The 26,332-nt window shown below is 63.4% G+C and carries 28 protein-coding genes; all 28 read left to right on the top strand.

What is annotated here, in order from left to right; translation table 11 throughout:
- Positions 1 to 327: 327 nt before the first annotated feature.
- The 28 genes from rpoB to rplO all read left to right on the top strand — a co-directional run bounded on the left by rpoB (position 328) and on the right by rplO (position 26,326).
- Complete coding sequence (gene rpoB, locus IB227_RS05645; RefSeq protein WP_132862494.1) at positions 328 to 4,518, top strand: DNA-directed RNA polymerase subunit beta; 4,191 nt, start codon at positions 328 to 330, stop codon at positions 4,516 to 4,518.
- Positions 4,519 to 4,608: 90 nt separating this feature from the next.
- Positions 4,609 to 8,835, top strand: coding sequence for a DNA-directed RNA polymerase subunit beta' (rpoC, locus tag IB227_RS05640; RefSeq protein ID WP_192286599.1), 4,227 nt, complete (start codon positions 4,609 to 4,611; stop codon positions 8,833 to 8,835).
- Positions 8,836 to 9,065: 230 nt separating this feature from the next.
- Positions 9,066 to 9,440 (top strand): 30S ribosomal protein S12, encoded by a 375-nt coding sequence (gene rpsL / locus IB227_RS05635; RefSeq protein ID WP_004145320.1) that lies wholly within the window; start codon positions 9,066 to 9,068, stop codon positions 9,438 to 9,440.
- Between the two features lie 10 nt (positions 9,441 to 9,450).
- Positions 9,451 to 9,918 carry a 30S ribosomal protein S7 gene (gene rpsG / locus IB227_RS05630; RefSeq protein ID WP_192286598.1) on the top strand — a complete coding sequence of 156 codons (468 nt, stop codon included), beginning with the start codon at positions 9,451 to 9,453 and terminating at the stop codon, positions 9,916 to 9,918.
- 138 nt (positions 9,919 to 10,056) lie between these two features.
- On the top strand, positions 10,057 to 12,198 hold the full coding sequence (gene fusA, locus IB227_RS05625) for an elongation factor G (protein WP_192286597.1): 2,142 nt from the start codon (positions 10,057 to 10,059) through the stop codon (positions 12,196 to 12,198).
- 53 nt (positions 12,199 to 12,251) lie between these two features.
- Positions 12,252 to 13,442 (top strand): elongation factor Tu, encoded by a 1,191-nt coding sequence (tuf, locus tag IB227_RS05620; protein WP_192286596.1) that lies wholly within the window; start codon positions 12,252 to 12,254, stop codon positions 13,440 to 13,442.
- A 287-nt stretch (positions 13,443 to 13,729) separates the two neighbouring features.
- Positions 13,730 to 16,480 (top strand): M14 metallopeptidase family protein, encoded by a 2,751-nt coding sequence (locus tag IB227_RS05615; RefSeq protein WP_192286595.1) that lies wholly within the window; start codon positions 13,730 to 13,732, stop codon positions 16,478 to 16,480.
- 383 nt (positions 16,481 to 16,863) lie between these two features.
- On the top strand, positions 16,864 to 17,175 hold the full coding sequence (gene rpsJ / locus IB227_RS05610; protein WP_010341589.1) for a 30S ribosomal protein S10: 312 nt from the start codon (positions 16,864 to 16,866) through the stop codon (positions 17,173 to 17,175).
- A gap of 11 nt (positions 17,176 to 17,186) precedes the next feature.
- On the top strand, positions 17,187 to 17,837 hold the full coding sequence (gene rplC / locus IB227_RS05605) for a 50S ribosomal protein L3 (protein WP_132862499.1): 651 nt from the start codon (positions 17,187 to 17,189) through the stop codon (positions 17,835 to 17,837).
- 12 nt (positions 17,838 to 17,849) lie between these two features.
- Positions 17,850 to 18,455, top strand: a complete 606-nt coding sequence (gene rplD, locus IB227_RS05600; RefSeq protein WP_054668595.1) for a 50S ribosomal protein L4 — start codon at positions 17,850 to 17,852, stop codon at positions 18,453 to 18,455.
- Entirely contained in the window at positions 18,452 to 18,751 is a 300-nt protein-coding gene (gene rplW, locus IB227_RS05595) for a 50S ribosomal protein L23 (RefSeq protein ID WP_132862500.1), read from the top strand. Before rplD ends, rplW begins: the two co-directional genes overlap by 4 nt.
- Positions 18,752 to 18,761: 10 nt before the next feature.
- Positions 18,762 to 19,589: a 50S ribosomal protein L2 gene (rplB, locus tag IB227_RS05590; protein ID WP_132862501.1), complete on the top strand. Its 828-nt coding sequence runs from the start codon at positions 18,762 to 18,764 to the stop codon at positions 19,587 to 19,589.
- Between the two features lie 6 nt (positions 19,590 to 19,595).
- Complete coding sequence (gene rpsS / locus IB227_RS05585) at positions 19,596 to 19,865, top strand: 30S ribosomal protein S19 (RefSeq protein WP_132862502.1); 270 nt, start codon at positions 19,596 to 19,598, stop codon at positions 19,863 to 19,865.
- A gap of 12 nt (positions 19,866 to 19,877) precedes the next feature.
- Positions 19,878 to 20,213: a 50S ribosomal protein L22 gene (gene rplV, locus IB227_RS05580; RefSeq protein ID WP_132866034.1), complete on the top strand. Its 336-nt coding sequence runs from the start codon at positions 19,878 to 19,880 to the stop codon at positions 20,211 to 20,213.
- An 18-nt stretch (positions 20,214 to 20,231) separates the two neighbouring features.
- Positions 20,232 to 20,966, top strand: a complete 735-nt coding sequence (rpsC, locus tag IB227_RS05575; RefSeq protein ID WP_132862503.1) for a 30S ribosomal protein S3 — start codon at positions 20,232 to 20,234, stop codon at positions 20,964 to 20,966.
- A gap of 5 nt (positions 20,967 to 20,971) precedes the next feature.
- Complete coding sequence (gene rplP, locus IB227_RS05570; RefSeq protein ID WP_057629593.1) at positions 20,972 to 21,385, top strand: 50S ribosomal protein L16; 414 nt, start codon at positions 20,972 to 20,974, stop codon at positions 21,383 to 21,385.
- A complete protein-coding gene (rpmC, locus tag IB227_RS05565; RefSeq protein WP_054657204.1) occupies positions 21,385 to 21,570 on the top strand; it encodes a 50S ribosomal protein L29 in 186 nt (61 codons plus the stop codon). Before rplP ends, rpmC begins: the two co-directional genes overlap by 1 nt.
- 11 nt (positions 21,571 to 21,581) lie before the next feature.
- Positions 21,582 to 21,851, top strand: a complete 270-nt coding sequence (gene rpsQ / locus IB227_RS05560) for a 30S ribosomal protein S17 (protein ID WP_132862504.1) — start codon at positions 21,582 to 21,584, stop codon at positions 21,849 to 21,851.
- A gap of 13 nt (positions 21,852 to 21,864) precedes the next feature.
- A complete protein-coding gene (gene rplN, locus IB227_RS05555) occupies positions 21,865 to 22,233 on the top strand; it encodes a 50S ribosomal protein L14 (RefSeq protein ID WP_019186153.1) in 369 nt (122 codons plus the stop codon).
- Positions 22,234 to 22,249: 16 nt separating this feature from the next.
- Positions 22,250 to 22,567 carry a 50S ribosomal protein L24 gene (rplX, locus tag IB227_RS05550; RefSeq protein WP_132862505.1) on the top strand — a complete coding sequence of 106 codons (318 nt, stop codon included), beginning with the start codon at positions 22,250 to 22,252 and terminating at the stop codon, positions 22,565 to 22,567.
- An 11-nt stretch (positions 22,568 to 22,578) separates the two neighbouring features.
- Positions 22,579 to 23,121, top strand: coding sequence for a 50S ribosomal protein L5 (rplE, locus tag IB227_RS05545; protein ID WP_132862506.1), 543 nt, complete (start codon positions 22,579 to 22,581; stop codon positions 23,119 to 23,121).
- An 18-nt stretch (positions 23,122 to 23,139) separates the two neighbouring features.
- Entirely contained in the window at positions 23,140 to 23,445 is a 306-nt protein-coding gene (gene rpsN / locus IB227_RS05540) for a 30S ribosomal protein S14 (protein WP_132862507.1), read from the top strand.
- 217 nt (positions 23,446 to 23,662) lie between these two features.
- On the top strand, positions 23,663 to 24,061 hold the full coding sequence (gene rpsH / locus IB227_RS05535; protein ID WP_132862508.1) for a 30S ribosomal protein S8: 399 nt from the start codon (positions 23,663 to 23,665) through the stop codon (positions 24,059 to 24,061).
- A 15-nt stretch (positions 24,062 to 24,076) separates the two neighbouring features.
- On the top strand, positions 24,077 to 24,604 hold the full coding sequence (rplF, locus tag IB227_RS05530) for a 50S ribosomal protein L6 (RefSeq protein ID WP_192286594.1): 528 nt from the start codon (positions 24,077 to 24,079) through the stop codon (positions 24,602 to 24,604).
- Between the two features lie 33 nt (positions 24,605 to 24,637).
- Positions 24,638 to 24,991, top strand: a complete 354-nt coding sequence (gene rplR / locus IB227_RS05525) for a 50S ribosomal protein L18 (RefSeq protein ID WP_132862510.1) — start codon at positions 24,638 to 24,640, stop codon at positions 24,989 to 24,991.
- A gap of 158 nt (positions 24,992 to 25,149) precedes the next feature.
- The gene (rpsE, locus tag IB227_RS05520) at positions 25,150 to 25,692 is read left to right on the top strand and encodes a 30S ribosomal protein S5 (RefSeq protein WP_132862511.1); all 543 of its coding nucleotides are present in this window, start codon (positions 25,150 to 25,152) and stop codon (positions 25,690 to 25,692) included.
- Positions 25,685 to 25,876 (top strand): 50S ribosomal protein L30, encoded by a 192-nt coding sequence (gene rpmD, locus IB227_RS05515; protein WP_005408214.1) that lies wholly within the window; start codon positions 25,685 to 25,687, stop codon positions 25,874 to 25,876. Before rpsE ends, rpmD begins: the two co-directional genes overlap by 8 nt.
- Before the next feature lie 6 nt (positions 25,877 to 25,882).
- Entirely contained in the window at positions 25,883 to 26,326 is a 444-nt protein-coding gene (gene rplO / locus IB227_RS05510) for a 50S ribosomal protein L15 (protein WP_132862512.1), read from the top strand.
- The last annotated feature ends 6 nt before the right edge of the window (positions 26,327 to 26,332 follow it).

Raw genomic sequence — 26,332 nt, 5'->3', positions numbered from 1 at the left:
TTGTTTCGCGGCGATGCAGCCAGGGCTGGGGGTGTAAACCCCCGGCCTTTGGTCGTTTCAAACGTTGTGATGCCGGGCTTGGCCGGGCACCAGGACGGGTAGGGCCGGGCCACGCCCGGCAGGCAGTAGATGTAGAAAGTCCAACGTGGCAGGTGTCCGTCGCCGCCTCCTCCGGGAATGAGCGAACACGGGCACAAGCGAGTTGGCAGTTGGAAGTAGCGGGAGAAGGCGTGCTGGTGCCGGCAATACCAGCGACTTCCAACTGACAATTTCAAGTTTCCCTACGGGTCGTGGACGCACGGCCCGCACAACAAGGTGGAAGACCTCATGACGTCCTATTCGTACACCGAAAAAAAGCGCATCCGCAAGGATTTCGGCAAGCAGCGCTCGATCCTCGAGGTGCCGTTCCTGTTGGCCATCCAGGTCGACTCGTACCGCGATTTCCTGCAGGAAAACGTCGACCCGGCCAAGCGCACCGACCACGGCCTGCACGCCGCGCTGAAGTCGGTGTTCCCGATTTCCAGCTACAGCGGCAATGCCGCCCTGGAGTACGTGGGCTACAAGCTGGGCGACCCGGTGTTCGACGAGCGTGAATGCCGCCAGCGCGGCATGAGCTACGGCGCGCCGCTGCGCGTGACCGTGCGTCTGGTCATCTACGACCGCGAGTCGTCCACCAAGGCGATCAAGTACGTGAAGGAGCAGGAGGTCTATCTGGGCGAAATCCCGCTGATGACCGAAAACGGCACCTTCATCGTCAACGGTACCGAGCGCGTCATCGTGTCGCAGCTGCACCGTTCGCCGGGTGTGTTCTTCGACCACGACCGCGGCAAGACCCACAGCTCGGGCAAGCTGCTGTACAGCGCCCGCATCATTCCTTACCGCGGCTCCTGGCTGGACTTCGAGTTCGACCCGAAGGACGCGCTGTTCACCCGTATCGACCGTCGCCGCAAGCTGCCGGTGTCGATCCTGCTGCGCGCGCTTGGCTACAGCAACGAAGAGATGCTGGCCGAGTTCTTCGAGATCAACACGTTCCACATCAACCCGGACGAAGGCGTGCAGCTGGAGCTGGTGCCGGAGCGCCTGCGTGGTGAAACCTTGGGCTTCGACCTGGCCGACGGTGACAAGGTCATCGTGGAAGCCGGCAAGCGCATCACCGCGCGCCACATCAAGCAGCTGCAGGCCTCGGGCATCGCCGCCCTGGCCGTGCCGGACGACTACCTGGTCGGCCGCATCCTGTCGCACGACGTGGTCGATGCGAACACCGGTGAACTGCTGGCCCAGGCCAACGACGAGATCAGCGACGAGCAGCTGCAGAACTTCCGCAAGGCGGGCGTTGACGCGGTCGGCACCCTGTGGGTGAACGACCTGGACCGTGGCGCGTACCTGTCCAACACCCTGCGCATCGACCCGACCAAGACCCAGCTGGAAGCCCTGGTCGAGATCTACCGCATGATGCGCCCGGGCGAGCCGCCGACCAAGGACGCCGCGCAGAACCTGTTCCACAACCTGTTCTTCACCTTCGAGCGCTACGACCTGTCCACGGTCGGCCGCATGAAGTTCAACCGCCGTGTCGGCCGCAAGGAAGTCACCGGCGAAGCCGTGCTGTACGACAGCAAGTACTTCGGCGAGCGCAACGACGAAGAATCCAAGCGCCTGGTTGGCGCCCACGGCGAATCGTCCGACATCCTGGACGTGATCAAGGTGCTGACCGAGATCCGCAACGGCCGTGGCGTGGTGGATGACATCGACCACCTGGGCAACCGTCGCGTACGTTCGGTCGGCGAAATGGCCGAGAACGTGTTCCGCGTGGGCCTGGTCCGCGTCGAGCGCGCGGTCAAGGAACGCCTGTCGATGGCCGAGTCCGAAGGCCTGACCCCGCAGGAGCTGATCAACGCCAAGCCGGTCGCCGCTGCCATCAAGGAATTCTTCGGTTCCTCGCAGCTGTCGCAGTTCATGGACCAGAACAACCCGCTGTCGGAAGTGACGCACAAGCGCCGCGTCTCGGCACTGGGCCCAGGCGGCCTGACCCGCGAGCGCGCCGGCTTCGAAGTGCGCGACGTGCACCCGACCCATTACGGCCGCGTCTGCACCATTGAAACGCCGGAAGGCCCGAACATCGGCCTGATCAACTCGCTGGCCGTGTTCGCACGCACCAACAAGTACGGCTTCCTGGAAACCCCGTACCGCAAGGTCGTGGACGGCAAGGTCACCGACGACGTCGAGTACCTGTCGGCGATCGAGGAAAACGAGTACGTGATCGCCCAGGCCAACGCCCTGACCGACGCCAAGAACATGCTCACCGAGCTGTTCGTGCCGTGCCGTTACCAGGGTGAGTCGCTGCTCAAGCCGCCGGCGGAAGTCCACTTCATGGACGTCTCGCCGATGCAGACCGTGTCCGTCGCTGCGGCGCTGGTCCCGTTCCTGGAGCACGATGACGCAAACCGCGCACTGATGGGCGCGAACATGCAGCGCCAGGCCGTGCCGACCCTGCGTTCGCAGAAGCCGCTGGTGGGTACCGGCATCGAGCGCGCCGTGGCGCGTGACTCGGGCGTGACCGTGAACGCCCGTCGTGGTGGCGAGATCGTGCAGATCGACGCCGGCCGCATCGTGGTCAAGGTCAACGAGAACGAGATCACCGACGCCGCCGACGCCGGCGTGGACATCTACAACCTGATCAAGTACACCCGCTCGAACCAGAACACCTGCATCAACCAGCGTCCGCTGGTGAACGTGGGTGACGTGATCGCGCGTGGCGACGTGCTGGCCGACGGCCCGTCCACCGACATCGGTGAACTGGCGCTGGGCCAGAACATGCTGATCGCGTTCATGCCGTGGAACGGCTACAACTTCGAAGACTCCATCCTGCTTTCCGAGCGTGTGGTGGAAGAGGATCGCTACACCACGATCCACATCGAAGAGCTGACCTGCGTCGCGCGTGACACCAAGCTGGGGCCGGAGGAAATCTCGGCCGACATCCCGAACGTCTCCGAGCAGGCGCTGAACCGCCTGGACGAGAGCGGCGTGGTGTACATCGGTGCCGAAGTGCGCGCCGGCGACATCATGGTCGGCAAGGTCACCCCGAAGGGCGAAAGCCAGCTGACCCCGGAAGAGAAGCTGCTGCGCGCCATCTTCGGCGAGAAGGCTTCGGACGTTAAGGACAGCTCGCTGCGCGTTCCGCCGGGCATGGACGGCACCGTCATCGACGTGCAGGTCTTCACCCGCGATGGCATCGAGAAGGACAAGCGCGCCCGCCAGATCGAAGAGAACGAGATCAAGCGCGTCAAGAAGGACTTCGACGACCAGTTCCGCATCCTGGAAGGCGCCATCTACGCCCGTCTGCGTTCGCAGATCGTGGGCAAGGTGGTCAACGGCGGCGCCGGCCTGAAGAAGGGCGACGTGATCTCCGACGCGTTCCTGGACGGCCTGAAGAAGTCCGACTGGTTCACCCTGCGCATGAAGGACGACGACGCAGCCGAAGCCATCGAGCGTGCCCAGATGCAGATCCAGGCACACGAGAAGGAATTCGAGCGCCGCTTCGCCGACAAGCGCGGCAAGATCACCCAGGGCGACGACCTGGCACCGGGCGTGCTGAAGATGGTCAAGGTGTTCCTGGCCGTGAAGCGTCGCATCCAGCCGGGTGACAAGATGGCAGGCCGCCACGGCAACAAGGGTGTGGTCTCCAACGTGGTGCCGGTCGAAGACATGCCGTACATGGCCGATGGCACCTCGGTGGACATCTGCTTGAACCCGCTGGGCGTGCCGTCGCGTATGAACATCGGCCAGATCCTGGAAGTGCACCTTGGCTGGGCCGCGAAGGGCCTGGGCAAGCGCATCCAGCGCATGCTGGAGCAGCAGCGCGCCGTCAGCGAGCTGCGTGAGTTCCTGGGCAAGGTCTACAACCACGACTCGGCCCTGGCCGGTGAGCGCGTCGACCTGACGCAGTTCAGCGACGAGGAACTGATCAACCTGGCCAAGAACCTGACCGACGGCGTGCCGATGGCAACCCCGGTGTTCGACGGTGCGCTGGAAGACGAGATCCGCGAAATGCTGAACCTCGCCTACCCGGACGGTGCCCCGGAGACCGAGGTGCTGGGCTTCAACGGCAGCAAGACCCAGATGCAGCTGTTCGACGGCCGCACCGGCGAAGCATTCGACCGCAAGACCACCGTCGGCTACATGCACTACCTGAAGCTGAACCACCTGGTCGACGACAAGATGCACGCCCGTTCGACCGGCCCGTACTCGCTCGTCACCCAGCAGCCGCTGGGCGGCAAGGCGCAGTTCGGTGGCCAGCGCTTCGGTGAAATGGAAGTCTGGGCGCTGGAAGCCTACGGCGCGGCCTACACCCTGCAGGAAATGCTGACGGTGAAGTCCGACGACGTGCAGGGCCGCAACCAGATGTACAAGAACATCGTCGACGGCGAGCACGAGATGGTCGCGGGCATGCCGGAATCCTTCAACGTGTTGGTGAAGGAAATCCGCTCGCTGGCCATCAACATGGAACTGGAAGACAACTGATCGGGCAGGCGCTGCTGCAGTGATGCAGCAGCGCCGCCAGCAGCGACCTGACAGCCCATCGACAAAGATTTCCTCCTTTCGGAGAACACCATGAAAGACCTGCTCAACCTCTTCAACCAGCAGCGCCAGACGCTGGACTTCGACGCGATCAAGATCGCGCTGGCCTCGCCGGACCTGATCCGTTCGTGGTCCTTCGGCGAAGTGAAGAAGCCGGAAACCATCAACTACCGTACCTTCAAGCCGGAGCGTGACGGCCTGTTCTGCGCCGCCATCTTCGGACCGGTCAAGGACTACGAGTGCCTGTGCGGCAAGTACAAGCGCATGAAGCACCGCGGCGTGGTCTGCGAGAAGTGCGGCACCGAAGTGACCTTGGCCAAGGTGCGCCGCGAGCGCATGGGCCACATCGACCTGGCTTCGCCGGTCGCCCACATCTGGTTCCTCAAGTCGCTGCCCTCGCGCATCGGCCTGATGCTGGACATGACCCTGCGCGACATCGAGCGCGTGCTGTACTTCGAAGCCTACGTGGTGACCGAGCCGGGCCTGACCGCCCTGGAGCGCCGCCAGCTGCTGACCGAAGAACAGTACCTGCAGGCCCGCCAGGAGCACGGCGATGACTTCGACGCCGCCATGGGCGCCGAGGCCGTCTACGAGCTGCTGCGCACCATCGACCTGCAGGCCGAGATGGTCCGCCTGCGCGAGGAAATCGCCTCGACCGGTTCGGAAACCAAGCTCAAGCGCCTGACCAAGCGCATCAAGCTGGTCGAAGCCTTCCTGGAATCGGGCAACCGCCCGGAATGGATGGTGATGACCGTGCTGCCGGTGCTGCCGCCGGACCTGCGTCCGCTGGTGCCGCTGGACGGTGGCCGCTTCGCGACCTCCGACCTGAACGACCTGTACCGCCGCGTCATCAACCGCAACAACCGCCTGCGCCGCCTGCTGGAGCTCAACGCGCCGGACATCATCGTGCGCAACGAGAAGCGCATGCTGCAGGAATCGGTTGACGCCCTGCTGGACAACGGCCGTCGCGGCCGTGCCATCACCGGCACCAACAAGCGCCCGCTCAAGTCGCTGGCCGACATGATCAAGGGCAAGCAGGGTCGCTTCCGCCAGAACCTGCTGGGCAAGCGCGTGGACTACTCCGGCCGTTCGGTGATCACCGTCGGTCCGTACCTCAAGCTGCACCAGTGCGGCCTGCCGAAGAAGATGGCGCTGGAGCTGTTCAAGCCGTTCGTCTTCGCCAAGCTGCAGCGTCGTGGCCTGGCCACCACCATCAAGGCCGCCAAGAAGCTGGTCGAGCGCGAGGAAGGCGAAGTCTGGGACGTCCTGGAAGAAGTCATCCGCGAGCATCCGGTGCTGCTGAACCGCGCGCCGACCCTGCACCGTCTGGGCATCCAGGCGTTCGAACCGCTGCTGATCGAAGGCAAGGCCATCCAGCTGCACCCGCTGGTCTGTACTGCGTTCAACGCCGACTTCGACGGTGACCAGATGGCCGTCCACGTGCCGCTCTCGCTGGAAGCCCAGCTCGAAGCGCGTGCGCTGATGATGTCCACCAACAACATCCTGTCACCGGCCAACGGCGAGCCGATCATCGTGCCGTCGCAGGACGTGGTGTTGGGCCTGTACTACATGAGCCGCGCCCTGGTGAACAAGAAGGGCGAGGGCATGGTGTTCGCCAACACCGACGAAGTGAAGCGCGCCTACGACAACCGTCTGGTCGAGCTGCACGCCAAGGTGAAGGTGCGCATCACCCAGGTCGAGCGCGACGAGGAAGGCAACAAGGTCACCAAGACCTCGATCCAGGACACGACCGTCGGCCGTGCGCTGCTGAGCGAGATCATGCCCGAGGGCCTGCCGTTCGAGCTGTGCAACACCGAGATGACCAAGAAGAACATCTCGCGCCTGATCAACCAGAGCTACCGTCTGCTTGGCCTGAAGGACACCGTGGTGTTCGCCGACAAGCTGATGTACACCGGTTATGCCTACGCAACCCGCGCCGGCGTGTCGATCGGTATCGACGACATGCTGATCCCGGACGAGAAGAAGGGCATCCTGGGCGAAGCCGAGCAGGAAGTGCTGGAAATCCAGGAGCAGTACCAGTCCGGTCTGGTCACCGCGGGCGAGCGCTACAACAAGGTGGTCGACATCTGGTCGCGCACCAACGAGCGCATCGCCAAGGCGATGATGGAAACCATCGGTACCGAGAAGGTCGAGGATTCGGAAGGCAAGATCGTCGACCAGAAGTCGATGAACTCGCTGTACATCATGGCCGACTCCGGCGCGCGTGGTAGCCAGGCGCAGATCCGTCAGCTGGCCGGCATGCGCGGCCTGATGGCCCGCCCGGACGGCTCGATCATCGAGACGCCCATCAAGGCGAACTTCCGCGAAGGCCTGAACGTGCAGGAGTACTTCAACTCCACCCACGGTGCCCGTAAGGGTCTGGCCGATACCGCGCTGAAGACGGCGAACTCGGGTTACCTGACCCGTCGTCTGGTCGACGTGGCGCAGGACGTGGTGATCACCGAAGTCGACTGCGGCACCGTCGAAGGCCTGACCATGACCCCGATCGTGGAAGGTGGCGACGTGGTCGAGCCGTTGAAGGACCGCGTGCTGGGCCGCGTGGTTGCCGAGGACGTGTTCCTGCCGGGCAACGACGAGGATCCGATCGTGACCCGCAACACGCTGCTCGACGAGCAGTGGGTGAACAAGCTGGAAGAAGCCGGCGTGCAGACCATCAAGGTCCGCTCGACGATCACCTGCGAGTCGGCGTTCGGCGTGTGCTCGCGCTGCTACGGCCGCGATCTGGCCCGTGGCCACATCGTCAACATCGGTGAAGCGGTCGGCGTCATCGCCGCCCAGTCGATCGGTGAGCCGGGTACCCAGCTGACCATGCGTACGTTCCACATCGGTGGTGCGGCATCGCGTGCGGCGGCGGTGGACAACATCACCGTCAAGACCACCGGTTCGGTCAAGTTCAACAACCTCAAGCACGTCGAGCAGGTCAGCGGTTCGCTGGTCGCGGTGTCGCGCTCGGGCGAAATCTCCGTGCTCGACCCGCACGGCCGTGAGCGTGAGCGCTACAAGCTGCCGTACGGCGCCACCATCACCGTCAAGGACGGTGCCGAGATCAAGGCTGGCCAGACCGTGGCCAACTGGGATCCGCATAACCACCCGATCGTGTCGGAAGTGGCTGGCTTCGTGCGCTTCATCGACTTCGTCGACGGCATCACCGTCATCGAGAAGACCGATGAACTGACCGGCCTGGCTTCGCGTGAAATCACCGACCCGAAGCGTCGTGGCTCGCAGGCCAAGGACCTGCGTCCGCTGGTCCGCATCGTCGATGGCAAGGGCAATGACCTGACCATCCCGGGCACCGACCTGCCGGCGCAGTACCTGCTGCCGCCGCGTTCGATCGTCAACCTGCAGGACGGCGCCCCGGTGGGCGTGGGCGACGTGGTCGCCAAGATCCCGCAGGAAGCGTCCAAGACCCGCGACATCACCGGTGGTCTGCCGCGCGTGGCCGACCTGTTCGAAGCGCGCAAGCCGAAGGATCCGGCGATCCTGGCCGAGCGTTCGGGCATCATCAGCTTCGGCAAGGACACCAAGGGCAAGCAGCGCCTGATCATCAAGGACACCGATGGTTCCGAGCACGAAGAGCTGATCCCGAAGTACCGCCAGATCATCGTGTTCGAAGGCGAGCACGTGACCCGCGGCGAAACCATCGTGGACGGCGAGCCGAGCCCGCAGGACATCCTGCGACTGAAGGGCGTGGAAGAGCTGGCGCGCTACCTGGTCAAGGAAATCCAGGACGTGTACCGCCTGCAGGGCGTGAAGATCAACGACAAGCACATCGAAGTGATCTCGCGTCAGATGCTGCGCAAGGTTGAAATCACCGACCAGGGCAACAGCAAGTTCCTGAACGGCGAGCAGGCTGAACGCCAGCGCGTCATCGAGGAAAATGCCAAGCTGGCCACCCGCAACGAGCTGCCGGCGCAGTTCGATCCGGTCCTGCTGGGCATCACCAAGGCCTCGCTGGCAACCGAATCGTTCATCTCGGCCGCTTCGTTCCAGGAAACCACCCGCGTGTTGACCGAGGCTGCCGTGCGCGGCACCGCCGACAACCTGCGCGGCCTGAAGGAAAACGTGATCGTCGGTCGCCTGATCCCGGCCGGTACCGGCCTGGCGTACCACGCCAAGCGTCGTCGCGGTGCCTCGGGCCTGACGGAATCGGAAATCCAGACCCTGGCCGGCACGGCAGCGGTTGCCGATGTTGAAACCGCGTCGCCGGAAGCCGAGCAGGCAACGGGCGGCGAGGAGTAAGATAGTGGGGCTGGCCGGTCCGCTCGCGGGCCGGCCCGCTCAACCTGAACGGGGTACATGGAGGCGCCCCTGTAACAGTCCTGGATCAGGGCTGGCTTGGAGGGTGGGTGTTTGACTGCCTACTTGACAAGTTGCTACAATCGTCTGTCTCAGCAGGCCAAAAATTTGGCCTGCTTTACATTTTCCGCATCCTTGGCCGTTTTTACGGCCCCAATCAGAAGAACCTACTGATGGCGACGATCAACCAGCTGGTACGCAAGCCTCGGCAAGCGACCACCTACAAGAGTGCCTCCCCGGCCCTCGACAAGTGCCCGCAGCGCCGTGGCGTCTGCACCCGTGTCTACACCACCACTCCGAAGAAGCCGAACTCGGCTCTGCGCAAGGTTGCCAAGGTCCGCCTGACCAACCAGGAAGAAGTGATTTCCTACATCGGTGGTGAAGGCCACAACCTGCAGGAGCACTCCGTGGTCCTGATTCGCGGCGGTCGCGTCAAGGACCTGCCGGGTGTGCGTTACCACACCGTCCGTGGCTCGCTCGACGCCGCCGGCGTTGCCAAGCGTCGCCAGGCGCGTTCCAAGTACGGCGCCAAGCGTCCGAAGGCCTGAGGAGTAAGACATGTCCCGTAAAGGTAATACCCCCCAGCGTTCGGTCCTGCCCGATCCGAAGCACGGAAGTGAAACCATCGCCCGCTTCATCAACATGGTGATGCTGAGCGGCAAGAAGTCCGTTGCTGAAAAGATCGTCTATGGCGCCATGGATGTGATCAGCGAGAAGAACCAGAACGCCGTTGAGCTGGTGCAGAAGGCACTGGACAACGTCGCTCCGGGCGTCGAAGTGAAGTCCCGTCGCGTCGGTGGTGCCACCTACCAGGTGCCGGTCGAAGTGCGCGCTTCGCGCAAGATGGCCCTGGCCATGCGTTGGCTGATCGACTCGGCTCGCAAGCGTGGTGAAAACACCATGCCGCGCAAGCTGGCAGCCGAGCTGCTGGACGCGTCGGAAAACCGTGGCGGCGCCATCAAGAAGCGTGAAGAAACCCACCGTATGGCGGAAGCGAACAAGGCGTTCGCCCACTACCGCTGGTGATTTCGAAGGGGCCTTGGAAACAGGGCCCCTGACACCCATCTGGTGTCACTTGTGGCGCTTTGAGCGCCGCTTCAATCCGAAGGCCGCCGCAAGGCGGCGTTCGGCCATCCGAATTCCAAGAAATTTGAGAGGCTCCCCGTGGCCCGTACTACTCCCATCGAGCGTTACCGCAACTTCGGCATCATGGCTCACATCGATGCCGGCAAGACCACCACGTCCGAGCGCATCCTGTTCTACACCGGCAAGAGCCACAAGCTCGGTGAAGTGCATGACGGTGCCGCCACCATGGACTGGATGGAGCAGGAGCAGGAGCGTGGCATCACGATCCAGTCTGCTGCCACCACCGCGTTCTGGAAGGGCATGGACAAGTCCCTGCCGGAGCACCGCTTCAACATCATCGACACCCCCGGGCACGTTGACTTCACCATCGAAGTCGAGCGCTCGCTGCGCGTGCTCGACGGTGCCGTGTTCGTGCTGTGCGCCGTCGGTGGCGTCCAGCCGCAGTCGGAAACCGTGTGGCGCCAGGCCAACAAGTACCACGTGCCGCGCATCGCGTTCGTCAACAAGATGGACCGTACCGGTGCCAACTTCTTCAAGGTCCGTGACCAGTTGAAGGCCAAGCTGGGCGCCGTGCCGGTGCCGATGCAGGTGCCGATCGGTGCCGAGGAAGGCTTCAAGGGCGTGGTCGACCTGCTCAAGATGAAGGCCATCCATTGGGATGAGGCTTCGCAGGGCATGAAGTTCGAGTACGGCGACATCCCGGCCGACCTGGTGGAGAAGGCTGAAGAAGCCCGCACCTTCATGATCGAGACCGCGGCCGAAGCCAGCGAAGAGCTGATGGAAAAGTACCTGGGCGGCGAAGAGCTGGCCGAGGCTGAAATCATCGAGGCGCTGCGCGTTCGTACCCTGGCCACCGAGATCGTGCCGATGTTCTGCGGCTCGGCGTTCAAGAACAAGGGCGTGCAGGCCATGCTCGACGGCGTGATCCAGCTGCTGCCGTCGCCGGTCGACGTGCCGGACGTGAAGGGCGTGGACGTCGACGACGACACCATCGAGATGACCCGCAAGTCGGACGACAAGGCTCCGTTCTCGTCGCTGGCGTTCAAGATCATCACCGACCCGTTCGTCGGCGCGCTGACCTTCTTCCGCGTCTACTCCGGCGTGCTGACCGGTGGCGACACCGTGCTGAACTCGGTGAAGAACAAGAAGGAGCGCATCGGCCGCATCCTGCAGATGCACTCGAACAACCGCGAGGAAATCAAGGAAGTTCTGGCCGGAGACATCGCTGCTGCCGTGGGCCTGAAGGACACCACCACCGGTGACACGCTGTGCTCGATCGATGCACCGATCGTGCTTGAGCGCATGACCTTCCCGGAGCCGGTGATCTCGATGGCGGTCGAGCCGAAGACCAAGTCGGACCAGGAAAAGATGGGTCTGGCACTGGGCCGCCTGGCGCAGGAAGATCCGTCGTTCCGCGTGAAGACCGACGAAGAATCCGGCCAGACGATCATCTCGGGCATGGGCGAGCTGCACCTGGACATCATCGTTGACCGCCTCAAGCGCGAGTTCAACGTTGAAGCCAACGTCGGCAAGCCGCAGGTCGCGTACCGCGAGACCATCCAGCAGGCTGACGTCAAGTCGGATTACAAGCACGCCAAGCAGTCCGGTGGTAAGGGTCAGTACGGTCACGTCGTGATCGAGCTGTCGCCGATCACCGCTGAAGACCGCGCCGATCCGAAGCTGGCTGCCGCCATCAAGGACGACTTCCTGTTCATCAACGACATCACCGGCGGCGTGATCCCGAAGGAATTCATTCCTTCCGTGGAAAAGGGCCTGCGCGAAACCATCACCAGCGGTCCGCTGGCTGGCTTCCCGGTGGTGGACGTCAAGGTCAAGCTGGTGTTCGGCTCGTACCACGACGTCGACTCCTCGGAAATGGCGTTCAAGCTCGCCTCGTCGATGGCCTTCAAGCAGGGCTTCGCCAAGGCCAAGCCGGTGCTGCTGGAGCCGATCATGAAGGTCGAGATCGTGACCCCGGAGGATTACCAGGGTGACGTGATGGGCGACGTGAGCCGCCGTCGTGGCGTGCTGCAGGGTTCGGGCACCACCGGTGACGGTTCGGCCAGCATCATCAACGCGATGATCCCGCTGGGCGAAATGTTCGGTTACGCCACCGCGCTGCGTTCGCAGACCCAGGGTCGCGCGACCTTCACGATGGAATTCGACCATTACGAGCCGGCGCCGACCAACATCGCCGAAACTGTCATGAAGAAGGCCTGAGTCATCTGACTCAGGCTCTCCAAACAAAAATCAGCTAATCAAGGAATAGAAACATGTCCAAGGGCAAGTTCGAACGTACCAAGCCGCACGTCAACGTCGGCACCATCGGTCACGTTGACCATGGCAAGACCACCCTGACCGCCGCACTGACGAAGATCGGTGCAGAGCGCTTCGGCGGCGAGTTCAAGGACTACTCGTCCATCGACGCCGCGCCGGAAGAGAAGGCTCGTGGTATCACGATCTCGACCGCGCACGTTGAGTACGAATCCGAGAGCCGTCACTACGCCCACGTTGACTGCCCGGGCCACGCCGACTACGTCAAGAACATGATCACCGGTGCCGCCCAGATGGACGGTGCGATCCTGGTGTGCTCGGCCGCTGACGGCCCGATGCCGCAGACCCGCGAGCACATCCTGCTGTCGCGTCAGGTCGGCGTGCCGTACATCGTCGTGTTCCTGAACAAGGCCGACATGGTGGACGATGCCGAGCTGCTGGAACTGGTCGAGATGGAAGTACGCGAGCTGCTGAGCAAGTACGACTTCCCGGGCGACGACACCCCGATCGTGCACGGTTCGGCCCGTCTGGCGCTGGAAGGCGACCAGAGCGACATCGGCGTGCCGGCCATCCTGAAGCTGGTCGAGGCGCTGGACAGCTGGATCCCGACCCCGGAGCGTGACGTCGACAAGCCGTTCCTGATGCCGGTGGAAGACGTGTTCTCGATCTCGGGCCGCGGCACCGTGGTGACCGGTCGTATCGAGCGCGGCGTGATCAAGGTCGGCGAAGAAATCGAAATCGTCGGTATCCGTCCGACCCAGAAGACCACCGTCACCGGCGTGGAAATGTTCCGCAAGCTGCTGGATCAGGGCCAGGCAGGCGACAACGCCGGTCTGCTGCTGCGCGGCACCAAGCGTGACGACGTCGAGCGCGGCCAGGTTCTGGCCAAGCCGGGTTCGATCACCCCGCACACCCAGTTCGACGCCGAAGTGTACGTGCTGTCGAAGGACGAAGGCGGCCGTCACACCCCGTTCTTCAAGGGCTACCGTCCGCAGTTCTACTTCCGTACCACCGACATCACCGGTGCGGTCGAGCTGCCGGAAGGTGTTGAGATGGTGATGCCGGGCGACAACGTGAAGATGGCTGTCACCCTGATCAACCCGGTGGCAATGGACGAAGGTCTGCGCTTCGCCATCCGCGAAGGCGGCCGTACCGTCGGCGCCGGCGTGGTCTCGAAGATCATCAAGTAATAGCGCCACGCTTCATTCCGGAAGCAGGTGTTGAGAGAAGGGCGGCCCTCGGGTCGCCCTTTTTTTCGTCCAGGGCCGCATGCGCAGGCGGGGAGGTGAGCCCGGCATCGGCATGTCGAGGGGTGCTGTGGGATCCTGGATGAGTGGGCGGGCATCGCGCCGGTTGCTCCGCCTTGGGCGTACGAATGGCGGAAGCGGCGCCTTTGTTCCTCTTTCTCTCTGACAGGGCAGCGGATCATCCGGACACGCCGGTGGTACTGTCCGATGATTGCTAGGGAGGAACTGGGATGGGCTTTTTCGAGACGCTGCGGCGTTCACTGCTGGTGGCCGGGCTGGCGCTGGCGGGCGTGGGTACGCTGCAGGCGGCCGTGCCATCACCGAAGTCACACTTCGGTTTCGACATCGGCGACGACTACATGCTGGCCAACTACACGCAGACCGAGGCGTACTTCCGCAAGGTGGCGGCCAGCTCGGACCGGTTCCGCCTGGTGGAGCTGGGCAAGAGTTCCGAAGGGCGCCCGCAGTTGATGCTGATCGCCTCTTCGCCGGCCAATCTTGCACGGTTGGAGGAATACCGCGGCATCTCCGAGCGGCTGGCGCGGGCGCGTGACGACGCGCAGGCTGCGCGTGCGTTGGCCGAGCAGGGCAAGGCGGTGGTCTGGATCGACGGCGGCCTGCATGCCAACGAGACGGTCGGGCCGCACCAGCTGATCGAGACGGTGTGGCAGCTGGCCAGTCGTGATGATGCCGAGACCCGCCGCATCCTCGATGACACCATCGTGCTGCTGGTACATGCCAACCCCGACGGCCAGGAGCTGTATTCGGACTGGTACATGCGCGAGCCGGTGCCGGCCAAGCGGGTGCTGGACAAGCCGCAGCGGCTCTACCAGAAATACGCCGGGCACGATAACAACCGTGACTTCTACATGGCGGCGCTGCAGGAAACGCGCAACATGAACCTGGCCATGTACACGCGGTGGTACCCGCAGATCGTCTACAACCACCACCAGGCCGCGCCGAAGGGAACGGTGATCGTGATACCGCCGTATCGCGACCCGTACAACTACAACATCGACCCGATGATCCCGGTGGGGCTGGAGGCGCTGGGTTCGGCGATGAACCTGCGCTACCTGCAGGAGAACAAGCCTGGCGCGGTGTCCAAGGGCGGCAGCGTGTACTCGACCTGGTGGAATGGCGGGCTGCGCACCATGCCGTACTTCCACAACATGCTGGGCGTGCTGACCGAGATTGTCGGCAATCCGACGCCGATGCAGATCCCTTATCTGCCGGAGCGGCAATTGCCGGACAGCAACCTGCCGGCGCCGGTGGCGGCGCAGACCTGGCATTTCCGCCAATCCATCGATTACAGCCTGACCGCGAACTGGGCGTTGCTGGACTACGCCTCGCGTCACCGCGAGCAGCTGCTGTGGAACATCTACTGGATGGGGCGCAATGCCATCGCGCGCGGCAGCACCGACACCTGGACCGCAAGCCCGACGCGGTTGGCCGAAGCGGCTGCGCAGGCCAAGGCCGCTGCAACGGACGCGCCGCAGGACGGGCTGGGGCCGCGGCAGGTGGCGCAGTGGCTGCAGCGCCCGGACCAGCGTGATGCCCGTGGCTACATCATTCCGGCCGACCAGGCCGACCTGCCCACCGCGGTGGCCTTCGTCAACGCGCTGCAGCTGGCCGGCGTGGAGGTGCAGCGCGCATCGCGTGCATTCGTGGTGGCCGGCAAGTCGTATCCGGCCGGTTCGTTCGTGGTGCGTGCCGACCAGGCGTTCCGTGCCCATGTGCGTGACATGTTCGAGCCACAGGACCACCCGCACGACTTCGAGTATGAAGGCGGGCCGCCGATCGCTCCGTACGATTCGGCGGGCTGGACCCTGGCCTTCCAGATGGGCGTGGCCTTCGACCGGGTGCTGGAGGCCTTCGAGGGTCCGTTCGCGGTGCTGCCCGTCGGCCAGTTGCAGGCGCCGGCCGATGTGCCGGTGCCGGCGTCGTCCCGCGGTTGGTTGCTGGATGCGCGGGTCAACAATGCGTTCATTGCGGTCAATCGCCTGCTGAAGGCCGGGGCCCGGGTCAGCCGGGTGCCGTCGCGCGATGGCGCCTTCCTGGTTGCCGGGGTCGAGGCTGATGCACTGGCGGTGGCCCTGCAGGGGACGGGTGTGGCCGCCGCCGTCGCGCCTGCCGGTGTGGTGGCTGAGGCGCCGCTGCGCGCGCCGCGGATCGCGCTGTGGGACCGCTATGGCGGTTCGATGGTGTCCGGCTGGACGCGGCTGGTGCTGGAGAACTTCGGCTTCGACTACGAAGTGGTCTACCCGCAGCAGATCCTGGCCGGGGAGCTGCGCCAGCGCTTCGACGTCCTGCTGCTGCCCAGTGGCGCGTTGCCGCTGCCGGCCGAGCTGGCCATCGAGGGCAAGGCCGGGCGTACGCCGGCTTCGCCGGATCCGGCGACCATCCCGGCGGAGTATCGCTCCATGCTGGGCGAACTGCAGGGTGAGCCTGCGGTGGCGGCGCTGCGCCAGTTCATGGGGCAGGGCGGCCACGTGGTCGCGACCGGTTCTTCCAGTGGCCTGGCGCTGCAGCTGGGGTTGCCGGTGGCCAGCCATCTGCGCAAGCCCGATGCTGCCGGCCAACTCAAGCCATTGAGCCAGCGGGAGTACTACATCCCCGGCAGTGTGCTGGAGGTGGCGGTGGACAAGGCGCAGCCGCTGAATTGGGGGCTGCCGGCACGGCTGGATGTGTATTTCTCCGACGGTCGCTGGGATAATGCGCCGGTGCTGGATCTGCCCGCCGGCCGCGCCGACATCCAGCCGCTGCTGCGCTTCGACGGCCCCAGGCCGCTGCGCAGTGGTTGGGCCTGGGGCCAGGAACACCTGCAGGGCGGCGTGCTGGCGGCCGAAGCCGGGATGGGGGCAGGGCGGTTGACGTTCTTCGGGACCGACATCACCTTCCGGGCCCAGACCCATGCCTCGTTCAAGCTGCTGTTCAACAGCCTGCTGCAGGCTGGCGCCACCGGGACCGCTGCGCACGAATAGGGGCGAGGCTCGCCTGGCTGGCCCGAACCTGAAGCGTTGGTGACGTCGCCAGGGCTTGGCTTGCAAGTGCCGGAAAATACTGACAGAATGCACGACCACTCGCGAAGGTCATGGTTTTCATGGCCCTCGCAACCAGCGAAATGAGGCACAGGACGTACCTCGTATTCGCCAGACAAGGACAGGTCGCATGGGGCACTCCGGTAATACGGGGTGTTTTCTGTGCGTTTGAAGATGTCTGGGGCGGGCCGGGTAACCGGGCCGCCTTGCTGTTTTGAAGGGATTCTCGTTGGCGGGAGGTGCTTTGGCGCCGACCGTCGTTTTCATGGGGGCTGGTACACACAGAGGCCAGTCCCGTCGCTCTTTAGACCTATAGGAACACCGTCATGGCGGACCAAAAGATCCGGATTCGGTTGAAGGCGTTCGATCATCGCTTGATCGACCGTTCGGCCAGCGAGATCGTTGAAACGGCAAAGCGGACCGGCGCGCAAGTGCGTGGCCCGATCCCCCTGCCGACCAAGATCGAGCGTTACACCATTCTCGTCTCCCCGCACGTCGACAAGGACGCGCGTGACCAGTACGAGACCCGCACGCACAAGCGCGTGCTCGACATCGTCGACCCCAACGACAAGACCGTGGACGCGCTGATGAAGCTCGAACTGGCTGCCGGCGTCGACGTGCAGATCAAGCTGACCTGAGGACTACGACCATGACGAAGAAGTATTCGTTGGGCTTCGTGGGCCGCAAGGCCGGCATGAGCCGCGTTTTCACCGAAGATGGTCGCTCCATCCCGGTGACCCTGATTGAAGCCACCCCGAACCGCATCGCGCAGATCAAGACCGTCGAAACCGACGGCTACAGCGCCGTGCAGGTGACCGTCGGCGCCCGTCGCGCTGCGCTGGTCAACAAGCCGGAAGCCGGCCACTTCGCCAAGGCGAAGGTGGAAGCGGGCCGCGGCCTGTGGGAATTCCGCGTTGAAGACGCCCAGGTCGGTGATTTCACCGTCGGCGGCGAAATCAAGGCAGACATCTTTGAAGTCGGCCAGACGGTTGACGTCCAGGGCGTCACCAAGGGTAAGGGCTTCCAGGGCACCATCAAGCGCCACAACTTCCGTATGGGCGATGCAACCCACGGTAACTCGCTGTCGCATCGCGCGCCGGGTTCGCTGGGTCAGCGCCAGACCCCGGGTCGCGTTTTCCCGGGCAAGAAGATGTCCGGCCACATGGGTGCCGTGCAGCAGAGCACGCAGAACCTGGAAGTGGTCAAGGTCGACGTCGAGCGTGGTCTGATTGCCATCCGCGGCGCCGTGCCTGGCGCAGCCGGTGGTGACGTGATCGTGCGTCCGGCGAGCAAGGCATAAGGAGAGATGACGATGGAACTCGTTATCACGGGTAGCAACAACAAGGTCTCGGTCTCCGAAGCCGTGTTCGGCCGCGATTTCAGCGAAGATCTGGTTCACCAGGTCGTCGTTGCTTACCGCAACGCCGCTCGCGCCGGCACCAAGGCACAGAAGACGCGCTCTGAAGTGGCTGGTACCACCAAGAAGTCGAAGAAGCAGAAGGGTGGTGGCGCACGTCACGGTGCCCTGACCGCTCCGATCTTCGTCGGCGGTGGTGTCACCTTCGCGGCCAAGCCGCGCAGCTTCGAGCAGAAGGTCAACCGCAAGCAGTATCGCGCCGCCATGTGCGCCATCCTGTCCGAGCTGAACCGCCAGGGCCGCCTGACCATCGTCGAGTCCTTCGACGTGGAAGCGACCAGCACCAAGGGTCTGATCGGCAAGCTGGCTGGCCTGGAAGTGGGCAAGCGTCCGCTGATCGTCACCGAAGAAGCTTCCGAGCATCTGTACCTGTCGGCCCGCAATCTGCCCTACGTGCAGGTGCGTGACGTCCAGGGCCTGGATCCGGTCGCTCTGGTCGGTGCCGACACGGTCGTCATCACCGCTGACGCGGTCAAGAAGGTCGAGGAGTGGCTGGCATGAGCAGCAACGAAAAAATCTTCAGCGTGCTGCGCGCTCCGCGAGTCTCCGAAAAGACCGCGCGCCTGCAGGAACTCTCCAACCAGTACGTCTTCGAGATCTCGAACGAAGCCACCAAGGCCGATGTAAAGGCCGCGGTTGAGCAGCTGTTCGACGTCAAGGTCGAGGCCGTCAACGTGGTCAACGTCAAGGGCAAGAACAAGTCCTTCCGTAACCGCGCTGGCCGTCGCGGCGATTGGCGCAAGGCGTACGTGCGTCTGGCCGATGGCCAGTCCATCGATGTAACGGCCAAGGCCTGAGGTACATCCCATGCCATTGATGAAATTCAAGCCCACCTCCGCAGGCCGTCGTTCGGCCGTGCGCGTGGTCACGCCCGATCTGCACAAGGGCGCACCGCACGCAGCGTTGCTGGAGCCGCAGAGCAAGTCCGGTGGTCGTAACCACCACGGTCGCATCACCACCCGTCACGTGGGCGGTGGTCACAAGCAGCACTACCGTCTGATCGACTTCAAGCGCAACAAGGAAGGCATTCCGGCACGCGTGGAACGTATCGAATACGATCCGAACCGCACTGCCCACATCGCCCTGCTGTGCTACGTCGACGGCGAGCGTCGCTACATCATCGCCCCGAAGGGCCTCAAGGCGGGTGACCAGGTCATCTCGGGTGCTCACGCCCCGATCAAGACCGGCAACACCCTGCCGCTGCGCAACATCCCGGTCGGTACCACCGTCCACGGGATCGAGCTGAAGCCGGGCAAGGGCGCCCAGATCGCCCGTGCCGCTGGTGCAGGCGTGCAGCTGGTTGCTCGTGAAGGCATCTACGCCACCCTGCGCCTGCGCTCGGGTGAAATGCGTAAGGTGCCGGTCGAATGCCGCGCCACCATTGGTGAAGTCGGCAACGACGAGCACAACCTCGAGAAGCTGGGTAAGGCCGGTGCCAAGCGTTGGCGCGGTGTCAAGCCGACCGTCCGCGGTGCGGCCATGAACCCGGTTGACCACCCGCACGGTGGTGGTGAGGCCAAGGCCGGCCAGGGTAACCCGCATCCGGTCACCCCGTGGGGTGTCCCGACCAAGGGTTACAAGACGCGCCATAACAAGCGCACTCAGCAGTTCATCGTCCGCGATCGTAGGGGCTAATCGACCATGGCACGTTCACTCAAGAAGGGCCCGTTCGTCGATCACCACCTCGTCAAGAAGGTGGAGGCCGCTGCGGGCAGCAAGAAGCCGATCAAGACCTGGTCGCGCCGCTCCATGATCCTGCCGGAAATGGTTGGATTCACGATTGCCGTGCACAACGGCAAGAACCACGTCCCGGTTCTCGTCAACGAGAACATGGTCGGTCACAAGCTCGGCGAATTCGCTGTCACCCGGACCTTCAAGGGTCACGGCGCTGACAAGAAGTCGGGCAAGTAAGGAGAGATGACAATGGAAGCGAAAGCAATCCTGCGCACCGCGCGCATCTCCCCGCAGAAGGCACGTCTGGTCGCTGACCAGGTCCGTGGCCTTCCGGCCGAGCGTGCGGTCAACCTGCTGAAGTTTTCGGACAAGAAGGCTGCCCACCTGATCAAGAAGGTGGTGGAGTCGGCTATCGCAAATGCCGAAAACAACCAGGGCGCTGACGTCGACGAGCTGAAGGTCAAGACCATCATGGTTGATGAAGGTCCCACCCTGAAGCGTTTCATGGCGCGGGCGAAAGGCCGCGGTACCCGCATCCTCAAGCGCACCAGCCACATCACTGTGGTTGTGGGCGCCGGCAAGTAAGCGGAAAGGATAAAGACCATGGGTCATAAAGTTCATCCGGTTGGTATCCGCCTCGGTATTTCCAAGGACTGGAACTCCAAGTGGTACGCCAACAAGGCCGAGTTCGCTGGTTACCTGGCAGCCGACCTGAAAGTGCGCGAAATGCTGCGCAAGAAGCTGGCTCAGGCCGGCATCTCGAAGATCCTGATCGAGCGTCCGGCCAAGACCGCACGCGTGACGATCCACACCGCCCGCCCGGGCGTGGTGATCGGCAAGCGCGGTGAGGACATCGAAAAGCTGCGTAAGGAAGTGAGCGAGATGATGGGCGTCCCGGCGCACATCAACGTCACCGAAGTTCGCAAGCCTGAGTTGGATGCACAGCTGGTTGCCGAGTCGATCGCGCAGCAGCTGGAGCGTCGCATCATGTTCCGCCGCGCGATGAAGCGTTCGGTCGGCAACGCGATGCGCCTGGGTGCCCTGGGCATCAAGGTCAACGTGGCTGGCCGCTTGAACGGCGCCGAAATCGCCCGTTCGGAGTGGTACCGCGAAGGCCGCGTGCCACTGCACACCCTGCGCGCTGACATCGACTACGGTTTCGCTGAAGCCAGCACCACCTACGGCATCATCGGCATCAAGGTCTGGATCTACAAGGGCGAAGTCTTTGATTTCTCCCAGGTTGGCCAGGAAAAGCAGGACGACAGCCCGCGCAACGATCGTAACGATCGCGGCGACCGTGGCGACCGTCCGTCGCGCCCGGCTCGTGAAGCGAGGTAACGGCAATGTTGCAACCCAAGCGAACCAAATACCGCAAGATGTTCAAGGGCCGTAACGACGGCCTGAGCTGGAGCGCGAATGCCGTCAGCTTTGGCGAGTACGGCCTGAAGGCAACCGCTCACGGTCAGCTGACCGCGCGTCAGATCGAAGCGGCTCGCCGCTCGATCAGCCGCTACGTCAAGCGCGGCGGCAAGATGTGGATCCGCGTGTTCCCCGACAAGCCCATCACCAAGAAGCCCATCGAAGTCCGAATGGGTGCCGGTAAGGGTGGCGTGGAATACTGGGTCGCTCAGATCCAGCCCGGCCGCATGATTTATGAAGTCGAGGGCGTTACCGAGGAAGTGGCACGCGAGGCGTTCCGCCTGGCCGCTGCCAAGCTCTCGGTGACCACCACTTTCGTGACCCGGACGGTGCGCTGATGGACATCAAACAACTCCGCGAGAAGTCGGCTGACGAACTCAAGGCCCACCTGACCGACCTGCGTAAGGAGCAGTTTTCGCTCCGCATGCAGCAGGTCACCGGCCAGCTGCCGAAGACCCATGAAACCCGCCGGGTGCGCCGCGAGATTGCTCGCGTCAAGCACCTGATCGGCAGCACGAAGTAAGGATGGCTGCTATGAGCGAAAATAACGCAAGCAAGACGCTGCGCACGGTCGAAGGCCGTGTCGTCAGCAACAAGATGGACAAGACGGTCACCGTGTTGGTGGAGCGCCAGGTCAAGCACGCCCTGTACGGCAAGTACATCAAGCGTTCGACCAAGCTGCACGCACACGACGCCGAAAACGCCTGCAACGAAGGCGATATCGTGCGCGTGACCGAGATTGCTCCGATGTCCAAGACCAAGAACTGGCGCGTGGTGGAAGTCATCACGCGTGCGGCTGAATAAGGAGATCTGAATCATGATCCAGATGCAGAGCTACCTCGACGCCGCGGACAACTCCGGTGCCAAGGAACTGATGTGCATCAAGGTGCTGGGTGGTTCCAAGCGCCGTTATGCCCACATCGGCGACATCATCAAGGTCACCGTGAAGGACGCAATTCCGCGCGGCAAGGTCAAGAAGGGTGAAGTGTATGACGCCGTCGTGGTGCGTACCCGCAAGGGTGTGCGTCGCGCCGATGGCTCGCTGATCCGCTTCGACGGCAACGCCGCGGTCCTGCTCAACAACAAGCAAGAGCCGATCGGCACCCGCATCTTTGGGCCGGTGACCCGTGAACTTCGTTCGGAGAAGTTCATGAAGATCGTCTCGCTCGCTCCCGAAGTTCTGTGAGCGCCAGGAGATAATCATGGCTAACCGTATCAAGAAGGGCGACCAGGTCGTCGTCAACACCGGCAAGGACAAGGGCAAGCAGGGCGAAGTCGTTCGCGTCGACGGCGACCGCGTGGTCGTCGCCAACGTGAACATCGTCAAGCGCCACACCAAGCCGAACCCGCAGGCAGGCGTTGCCGGCGGCGTGGTCGAGCGTGAAGCTTCGATCCATATCTCCAACGTCAATGTCCTGAACCCGGCAACGGGCAAGGGCGAGCGCGTTGGCTTCAAGGTGCTGGAGGATGGACGCAAACTGCGTGTGTTCCGCTCCAGCGGTGAGGCGCTCGACGCCTGAGGAATGAATTGATGAATTCCCGTCTCGAAAAGTTTTACAAGGAAGAAGTGGTGCCGGCGCTGACCAAGCAGTTCGGCTACACCAATCCGATGGAAGTGCCGCGCCTGGTCAAGATCACCCTGAACATGGGTGTGGGCGAAGCTGCAACCAACAAGAAGGTTCTTGAGAACGCCGTTGCCGACATGACCAAGATCACCGGCCAGAAGCCGGTGGTCACCAAGTCGCGCGTCTCGGTGGCTTCGTTCAAGATCCGTGATGGTTGGCCGATCGGCTGCAAGGTCACGCTGCGTCGTGACACCATGTTCGAGTTCCTGGACCGCCTGATCAACATCTCGCTGCCGCGCGTGCGTGACTTCCGCGGCGTGTCGGGTCGTTCGTTCGACGGTCGTGGCAACTACAACATGGGCGTGAAGGAACAGATCATCTTCCCGGAAATCGACTTCGACGCCGTCGACGCGATCCGCGGTATGGATATCGCCATCACGACCACCGCCAAGACCGACGCGGAAGCCAAAGCGCTGCTGGCAGCGTTCAAGTTCCCGTTCCGTAACTGATTCGTCGAGGATACCGAAATGGCAAAGACCTCCATGGTCAACCGCGACATCAAGCGGGAAAAGCTGGCCAAGAAGTACGCCGACAAGCGTGCAGCTCTGAAGAAGATCGTGTCCTCCGTTGACGCGACCTACGAAGAGAAGATCGAAGCCGCAACCAAGCTGTCCAAGCTGCCGCGCGATTCGTCGCCGAGCCGCCAGCGCAACCGTTGCGAGCTGTCGGGCCGTCCGCGTGGCGTGTACAGCAAGTTCGGCCTGGGCCGCAACAAGCTGCGCGAAGCCACCATGCGCGGCGACGTGCCGGGCCTGCGCAAGGCCAGCTGGTAAGCAACAACCCGGTCCGGGCCGCAAGGCCCGGCCAGGTCGCCGGAAGGGCAACCTGACGGTAATTCAAAGAGTCCGACGCAAGTCGGACTTTTTGTCGTATAATCCCGCTTCTTGCCTGCCCGAAATGGGCTGGCCGGTGCGGTAAGGGCCCTGGCCCATCCCAGGAAAACACGAGATTTTCGCGAAAGCGGATATCGGTGCACTCAAAGGTATCTACATGAGCATGACTGATCCCATCGCCGACCTGCTGGTCCGCATCAAGAATGCGGCCGCGGTTGGCAAGCAGACGGTGAAAGCCCCGTCGTCCAAGATCAAGGTGGCAATTGCCCAGGTCCTGAAGGACGAGGGTTACATCGCCGACCTGCGCGTCAACAAGCTGGAAAACAACAAGGCCGAGCTCGAAATCGTCCTGAAGTACTTCGAGGGCAAGCCGGTCATCGCTACCCTGAAGCGCTTCTCGCGTTCGGGTCTGCGCCAGTACCGTGGCAAGTCCGAGCTGCCGAAGGTCCTCAACGGCCTGGGCATCGCCATCATTTCCACCTCCAAGGGCATCATGACTGATGCGCAGGCGCGCCAGCAGGGCGTCGGCGGCGAAGTCCTGTGCTTTGTGGCTTAAGGGAAGGAGTCCACTATGTCCCGCGTAGCCAAGAAGCCGATCAACCTGCCCAAGGGCGTTGAACTGAACATCCAGCCGGAATCCGTCAGCGTGAAGGGCCCGAAGGGCACCCTGTCGCTGAACAAGGCCGCCGGCGTTGAAATCTCCATCGACAACGGCGTTGTCACCCTGAACCCGAAGGACATCTCCTTTGATGCCCTGACCGGTACCGTGCGCGCCATCCTGGCCAACATGGTCCAGGGAGTGTCCGAAGGTTTCGAGCGCAAGCTCGAGCTGGTCGGCGTGGGTTACCGCGCTGCCATGCAGGGCAAGGACCTGAACCTGTCGCTGGGTTTCTCGCATCCTGTCGTGTTCGTGGCGCCGGAAGGCATCACCCTGTCGACCCCGACGCAGACGGAAATCGTCGTGCAGGGCGCCGACAAGCAGGTCGTCGGTGAAGTCGCTGCCAAGATCCGCGGTTACCGTCCGCCGGAGCCCTACAAGGGCAAGGGTGTGAAGTACGCCGGTGAAGTCATCATTCGCAAGGAAGCCAAGAAGGCCTAATTCCTAGGTTTTCAGCTTTCGAGGATAAAGAACATGAACAAGAACATCGCCCGTCTGCGTCGCGCCAAGTCGACCCGTTCGCACATCCGTACCCTGGGCGTTGCTCGCCTGTCGGTGCTGCGTACCGGCCAGCACCTGTACGCGCAGATCTTCACTGCCGACGGCTCCAAGGTGCTGGCTTCGGCCAACACCGCCCAGGCCGACGTCAAGGAAGGCCTGAAGAACGGCAAGAACTGCGACGCTGCTGCCAAGGTCGGCAAGATCATCGCCGAGCGCGCCAAGGCTGCCGGTATCGAGAAGGTCGCTTTCGACCGCTCGGGCTACCGCTACCACGGCCGCATCAAGGCTCTGGCCGAAGCTGCCCGCGAAGGCGGCCTGCAGTTCTAAGGAATAGGGAAGGGGCCGTGTGCCCCTTTCCGCCTGCCTGCCGGTACAGGTCGTACCGGGCACCGGCAACTCTTCTGCAGTTGCCGGTGAAACACCGCTGTAAACCACAACCATAAGCGGCCCCGAGCCGTACATACCCAACCAATCAAGGAATCAACATGGCAGAAGAACGTCAGCAGCGGGGTCGTGATCGCGACCGTAACCGCGAAGAGAAAGTCGACGACGGCATGATCGAGAAGCTGGTCGCGGTCAACCGCGTCAGCAAGACCGTCAAGGGCGGTCGCCAGTTCACCTTCACCGCCCTGACCGTGGTCGGCGACGGCGAAGGCAAGGTCGGTTTTGGTTATGGCAAGGCCCGCGAAGTGCCGGTCGCCATCCAGAAGTCGATGGAGCAGGCGCGCAAGAACCTGGTCAACGTTGACCTGAACAACGGCACCCTGTGGCACACCATCAAGGATGGTCACGGCGCAGCCCGCGTGTTCATGCAGCCGGCCTCCGAAGGTACCGGCGTGATCGCCGGCGGTGCCATGCGCGCCGTGCTGGAAGCCGTTGGCGTGAAGAACGTGCTGGCCAAGGCCACCGGTTCGCGTAACCCGATCAACCTGGTGCGTGCCACCGTGAAGGGCCTGGCTGCTGCGCAGTCGCCGGCTCGCATCGCGGCCAAGCGCGGCAAGAAGGTGGAGGAACTCAACCATGGCTAATGAGTCCAACAAGACCGTGAAGGTGCGCCTGGTGCGCGGCCTGCGTGGAACCCAGTCGCGTCACCGCCTGTCGGTGCGTGCCCTGGGCCTGAACAAGCTCAACGATGTGCGTGAACTGAAGGACAGCCCGCAGGTTCGCGGCCTGATCAACAAGGTTCAGTACCTCGTCCAGGTTGAGGAGTAATCGACCATGACTCTGCGTCTCAATGAACTGAGCCCGGCACCGGGCGCCCGCACCGAGCGTACCCGCGTCGGTCGCGGTATCGGCTCGGGCCTGGGCAAGACTGCCGGCCGCGGCCACAAGGGTTCGTTCGCCCGTAAGGGTGGCGGCAAGATCAAGGCTGGCTTCGAAGGCGGCCAGACCCCGATGCAGCGCCGTCTGCCGAAGATCGGCTTCCGTTCCAAGATGGCCAAGGACACCGCTGAAGTGCTGTCCTACCACCTGGACCGTCTGGAAGCGGGTGAGATCGACTTCGCGGCACTGCGTGCCGCCAAGCTGGTCCCGTCCACTGCCAAGAAGGCCAAGGTCGTCCTGAAGGGCGAGCTGACCAAGGCGTTCACCCTGAAGGGTGTTGCGGCTACCGCCGGCGCCAAGGCTGCGATCGAAGCTGCCGGCGGCAGCGTACAGGAGTAACTGGAA

It is taken from the genome of Stenotrophomonas sp. STM01 (genome assembly GCF_014852135.1).
Lineage (GTDB): Bacteria > Pseudomonadota > Gammaproteobacteria > Xanthomonadales > Xanthomonadaceae > Stenotrophomonas > Stenotrophomonas capsici.
This window is presented reverse-complemented; position numbering and strand designations above follow the sequence as displayed.